Annotated in this window: 7 protein-coding genes; 3 read left to right on the plus strand and 4 right to left on the minus strand. The window is 36.8% G+C overall.

Going from position 1 to position 5,013, the window contains the following annotated elements:
• Positions 1–664: signal recognition particle-docking protein FtsY (gene ftsY / locus VIH09_RS09355; protein ID WP_331580248.1), on the plus strand; the 664-nt coding region annotated here is incomplete at its 5' end.
• Positions 665–853: 189 nt separating this feature from the next.
• Here the strand turns inward: ftsY and VIH09_RS09360 are convergent.
• A complete protein-coding gene (locus tag VIH09_RS09360; protein WP_331580250.1) occupies positions 854–1,927 on the minus strand; it encodes a serine hydrolase in 1,074 nt (357 codons plus the stop codon).
• A gap of 248 nt (positions 1,928–2,175) precedes the next feature.
• Between VIH09_RS09360 and VIH09_RS09365 the strand changes: the two genes are divergently transcribed.
• On the plus strand, positions 2,176–2,619 hold the full coding sequence (locus VIH09_RS09365) for a hypothetical protein (RefSeq protein WP_331580252.1): 444 nt from the start codon (positions 2,176–2,178) through the stop codon (positions 2,617–2,619).
• Positions 2,600–2,896 (plus strand): DUF721 domain-containing protein, encoded by a 297-nt coding sequence (locus VIH09_RS09370; RefSeq protein ID WP_331580254.1) that lies wholly within the window; start codon positions 2,600–2,602, stop codon positions 2,894–2,896. The genes VIH09_RS09365 and VIH09_RS09370 overlap by 20 nt, the downstream gene beginning before the upstream one ends.
• Before the next feature lie 112 nt (positions 2,897–3,008).
• Here VIH09_RS09370 and VIH09_RS09375 read toward each other — a convergent pair whose 3' ends face one another.
• The 3 genes from VIH09_RS09375 to VIH09_RS09385 form a co-directional block, all read right to left on the minus strand.
• Positions 3,009–3,428 (minus strand): nucleoside-diphosphate kinase, encoded by a 420-nt coding sequence (locus VIH09_RS09375; protein WP_007138111.1) that lies wholly within the window; start codon positions 3,426–3,428, stop codon positions 3,009–3,011.
• 111 nt (positions 3,429–3,539) lie between these two features.
• Positions 3,540–4,811: an acyltransferase family protein gene (locus VIH09_RS09380; RefSeq protein WP_331580257.1), complete on the minus strand. Its 1,272-nt coding sequence runs from the start codon at positions 4,809–4,811 to the stop codon at positions 3,540–3,542.
• A gap of 45 nt (positions 4,812–4,856) precedes the next feature.
• A partial coding sequence (locus VIH09_RS09385; protein ID WP_331580259.1) for a bacillithiol biosynthesis protein BshC occupies positions 4,857–5,013 on the minus strand: 157 nt, incomplete at its 5' end.

The raw sequence follows: 5,013 nt of genomic DNA on the forward strand, positions 1-5,013 counted from the left end.
CTCTGAAACAAATACAGGTGAAGCCACAGAGTTTGTTATTCCAATCCAAACCAAGCCTTATGTTTTAATGGTTGTAGGTGTTAATGGTGTCGGCAAAACGACAACAATTGGAAAGTTAGCATATCAATTCAAAAAACAAGGATATAAAGTGGTTCTGGGCGCAGCAGATACGTTTCGTGCCGCCGCAATTGACCAACTGCAAATATGGGCAGATAGAGTAGGTGTTCCCATTGTAAGACAAAATATGGGAAGCGATCCCGCTTCGGTAGCATTTGACACCTTGCAATCTGCAGTTGCCCAAGATGCTGACATTGTAATTATTGATACCGCAGGACGTTTGCACAATAAAGTCAATTTAATGAACGAATTGACAAAAGTGAAACGCGTTATGCAAAAAGTCGTAGCCGATGCCCCTCATGATGTTTTATTAGTTCTTGACGGTTCAACCGGACAAAATGCTTTTGAGCAAGCCAAGCAGTTCACTGCTGCAACTGAGGTGACTTCTCTTGCCGTAACCAAATTAGACGGAACCGCAAAAGGTGGCGTTGTCATTGGAATATCGGACCAATTCAAGATACCGGTAAAATATATTGGTGTTGGAGAGGGAATTGAGGACTTACAAGTCTTCAACAAATTTGAGTTTGTGGACAGTTTTTTCAAATAGATAAATACAATGAATTTCTCTTTCATTAAAAATTTAAGTTCGATTTATCTTTACTTAATAAGTGTTGTTTGCTTTGTTTTGGCAAATGTTATCAGGGACGAAAACATCATTATTTATTATGTTTTATTGGTAATAGGAGTAGGTTTTTTTGTTTTGGGTCTTACCAAAAAAGCAAAAAGGCAGTAGTTTTTATTGGTATAAAGCATTGATTTTTTGCCATAATACATTGTCAAAAGCGGATAAGCCCAAGTTGACATTGTCAGCTGCATCACCCATTCTGATAACGACCATGTTTTTAGAAGGGATGACGTAAATTTTTTGATCATTTTTCCCTAATGCCATAAACATATCATTTGGAGCTGATGGAATTATACTTCCATTGAATTGTAATTGTGATTGTGGTAAATGGTAGCTGTTTTTTCCATTTAACCACCATAAATAACCATATCCTAAATTTATGTTTTGTGAGCTGTTTGTAGCAGCATTAAAATAATTTTCGTTTAAGACAACGGTACTTTGCCATTTTCCTTTATTGGCCATTAGTAGTCCGAAACGCGCCATGCTTCTTGTTGTACTTGTGTATACTGAATTGTTTCCTGATTGAAACCAAGCGCCATCCATGCCAATTTTATCTCTCAGCCTTGTATTGAAATAGTTGCTCCAACTTTGATCCGATGCTTTAGCAACCACATCTTGTAGTTTTACATAGACATTGTGGTACGCCCAGCGGGTTCCAGCATCCGCTTTGTAGGTAAGACTGGCTTGGTTTACAGCATCGCCGTTATCAATATCTTCCAAGCCAGAAGTCATTGTAAGTAAATGTTTATTAGTAATTAGATTTTCTTTATTTAATGGTAAGCTACTCCATGATGTGCCAATATAATCTGACACTTTGTTACTGATGTTTAAAAAGCCTTCTTGTTCTGCAATACCAGTAAGGGTTGCAGTTAATGTTTTTCCGGCGCTTGCCCAATACCAATTGGAAGTAGCAGAATGTCCGTGGAAATAGTTTTCTATTACAATTTTCCCATTGACTAAAATGATAAAACTCTTAGAATTTTTCAGTTCTAAATAATCCAAAAGTGGTTGTACGGCTTCTTGTTTCCACCCCAAACTTTTTATCGATTTTGTTTCCCAGGCAGTTCCTGTTAACGGTGGAAAATAGGTTGTTTCGGTAGGGGTTTGTGTTGTTTGTGATGAGTCAGTGCTACAACTAATACATAAAATAAGAGCGAGTAAACTATAAATTGTTTTTGTTGTCATAGCAAGTTATATTTTATATAGAATCAAAAATAGTTAAAATAGTCTAATGTGATTTGGTATTTTTCTTTTGTTTGAATTTTTTAAAGTTAACTTTGTAGAATAGAAAAAAAGTAATTGTTTCCCCAAAATCCCTAGCCCTGATGGAAGCGGCATCTCCCGATTTAGAAAAACAAGGCTTTTTCAGCCCTAGTTTTTATTATCGGGAATATAGCGTACAGCAGGAAATAGCTCCTAAAAAAAATAATTGTATGAAAAACGCCTTTAAAATTTTGTTACTCTCCCTCTTTTTTGTTGGCTGTCAACAAAAAATTCAGCCTACTGATATTGCCAAGATCAATGGCTACTGGGAAATAGAAAAAGTTGTTTTTGACGAGGGCAAAGACAAGGATTACAAAATGAATGAGAGTTACGATTACTTTGACATAGGTAAGGATAATAAAGGGAGCAGAAAAAAAGTAATGCCGCAAATGGACGGCAGTTTTTTAACGAATGATTCGTATGAAAATGTAGCGGTTCGATTTGAGGATGATAAAGCATTCTTGGACTATTCGACTCCTTACGCCAAATGGAGCGAAGAGTTAATCACACTATCAGATAAAGAATTAGTGCTAAAGAATAGCGAGAAAAAAGAATACCATTATAAAAAAGCAGGACCAATAAATTTGACAGGAGATGGCGAAAAGATTAAATAACCAGAGTACGGTAGGGGATGTTTTGAAACAAATTATCCAAGTGAATAAATTGCAACCCGGAATGGATCAGATTGACGTGAAGGACGCCTGGAAAAACCTGATGGGGAATGGCGTTAACAGCTATACGCAAAATGTGGTTTTGAAAGGGAGTACTTTGTATGTAGAGTTGACCTCGTCTGTTTTGCGGGAAGAATTGAGCCACGGTAAATCTAAGATTGTGGCGATGATTAACGAGGAGTTGCGCCGAGATGTTGTGACTGCCGTTATTTTAAGATAAGGATTTCAGATTTTACGATAAAAAAAAATCCCGTTTCAAAATTTTGAAACGGGATTTTTATATATATGATTTTCAAATGTTAATTCAAAAATCTAAAATCTTCAATCATAGATTAGAACTGCTCTCTTCCTGCAAAATGGAACGCACCTTCGATAGCTGCATTTTCATCGCTATCAGAACCGTGAACTGCATTTTCTCCAATTGAAGTAGCATAAGCTTTACGGATAGTACCTTCAGCTGCATCAGCTGGGTTAGTAGCACCAATTAAAGTTCTGAAATCTTCAACAGCGTTGTCTTTTTCTAAAATAGCACTAACGATTGGTCCTCTTGACATGAATTCAACTAATTCTCCGTAGAAAGGTCTAGCAGCATGTACAGCATAAAATGCTTGAGCATCAGCAATAGTAAGTTGAGTTAATTTTAAAGAAACGATTTTGAAACCTGCATTTGTTATCATTGCAAGAATGTTTCCGATGTGTCCGTTTGCTACAGCATCAGGTTTAATCATTGTAAATGTTCTATTAGTAGCCATTTTTTTTGTTTTATTTTAATTTGGGTGCAAAAATAGTCTTTTTTTTGAATTGAAATTAGTAAATCAACAGTTTCGCCGCTTTTATTTGATTAAAGTGGTGTTTATAGGATCTTATACTTTAAATATCAGGTTGTTTTTGTAAAATAACCACAAAATGAAGGACCAGATTCCGACGTAGATCAAAGCTCCAGCCAAGGATGAGTCCAATGGATTATTGAAAAAAGGAGCAATCCAAAAGCTGTAAAGATATTTTTGAAGATTGATTTGTTCCGTTGACAGTTCCGGGTTTTGAAGTTGGATCATTCTCAATCCTTGCGGAATAATGCCCGAAAAAAAGAATACGATCATTGGATTGACACCCCAAATTAAAAACAGCTTTGTTCCCCTTCTATAGTCAACAGCATCAATGATGTAATACAACAAGGTCAAACACAGGATGGCTATTCCGGAAGTATATAAAACATAGGAGCTGGTCCAAAGCGATTTGTTGATGGGGAAAACGGTATTCCATAGCAAACCCAATACCACAAGTAGTATACCCGTTAGCGCCATTTTTTTGACGATTTCCAACTTTGGGAGTGGGCGATTAAGCCATTGCCCAATAAGCAATCCCGTTATACCGGTGGCAATTGCGGGAAGGGTACTTAAAATTCCTTCAGGATCCCAAGTTTTTGAATAGACCCACATATGTCCTTTTAACAGCACACTGTCCAGCCAAGCGGCCAAGTTGGTCCCTTTTTCAAAGTTTGCGGCTCCAATTCCCGGAACCGGCACTAAAGCCATTAAAACCCAATAAAGCAATAGCAGCAAAACGACTGTCAGTATTTGTATTCTTTGACGAGTTTTTAAATACAAAAATGAAACAAAGAAGTAAACAATTCCTATTCGCTGCAATACTCCAGGGATTCTAACTTCTTGATAGGCTTCAATACCGCTGTATGCTAAAAAGAGCAAGACAACAAATACAGTAAGTGTTACGTAGGTTTTGATTTTTAAACTAAAATTCCCCATTAGCGCGTAACAGACTGCAATTGTTATTGCTAAACGCCCAATCAATAAGGGAATTCCTTGCAATTCAAAAAGTTCTATTTTGCCGAAAAAATTAAGGAACAGTCCCAAGCAAAAAATACGCAAAGCTCGGACTGCTATTTTATTGAAAGTTGAGCCGTCAAATATTTTTTCGGGCATCGCAAACGGGATGGCGACTCCCATTATAAATATGAAGAAGGGGAAAACCAAATCGGTCGGGGTGCATCCGTTCCATTCCGCATGTTCTAAGAGCGGGTAAATGTGTTCCCAGCTTCCGGGATTATTTACAATTGTCATTAATAAAATGGTAAGCCCTCTAAATACATCAAGCGAAATTAAGCGTTCTTTAGCCATAGATTTTTGTTTGTTTAAAAGTGCCTAGTGTTTTATTCTTCCAATTTAAGGCAATACAATTATGTCGAAATTTTGTTCCAAAGGTTTCAATTTATCGATAATTGTCGGAATCAAATTGTCGCCATTCTCCAAATAGAACTCGGAAAAATTGACTTGACGTTCCTGCAAACCTTTGTTCGGAAACAATTCGTTTTGCAAGTCT

Origin of the sequence: Flavobacterium sp. (assembly GCF_036515215.1) — a bacterium.
Lineage (GTDB): Bacteria > Bacteroidota > Bacteroidia > Flavobacteriales > Flavobacteriaceae > Flavobacterium.

Excerpts from the sequence above, each read along its gene's own strand:
- VIH09_RS09370 (WP_331580254.1), top strand. The coding sequence starts at position 2,600 with ATGGCGAAAAGATTAAATAACCAGAGTACGGTAGGGGATGTTTTGAAA.
- VIH09_RS09380 (WP_331580257.1), bottom strand. The coding sequence starts at position 4,811 with ATGGCTAAAGAACGCTTAATTTCGCTTGATGTATTTAGAGGGCTTACC.
- VIH09_RS09360 (WP_331580250.1), bottom strand. The coding sequence starts at position 1,927 with ATGACAACAAAAACAATTTATAGTTTACTCGCTCTTATTTTATGTATT.
- VIH09_RS09365 (WP_331580252.1), top strand. The coding sequence starts at position 2,176 with ATGAAAAACGCCTTTAAAATTTTGTTACTCTCCCTCTTTTTTGTTGGC.
- VIH09_RS09375 (WP_007138111.1), bottom strand. The coding sequence starts at position 3,428 with ATGGCTACTAATAGAACATTTACAATGATTAAACCTGATGCTGTAGCA.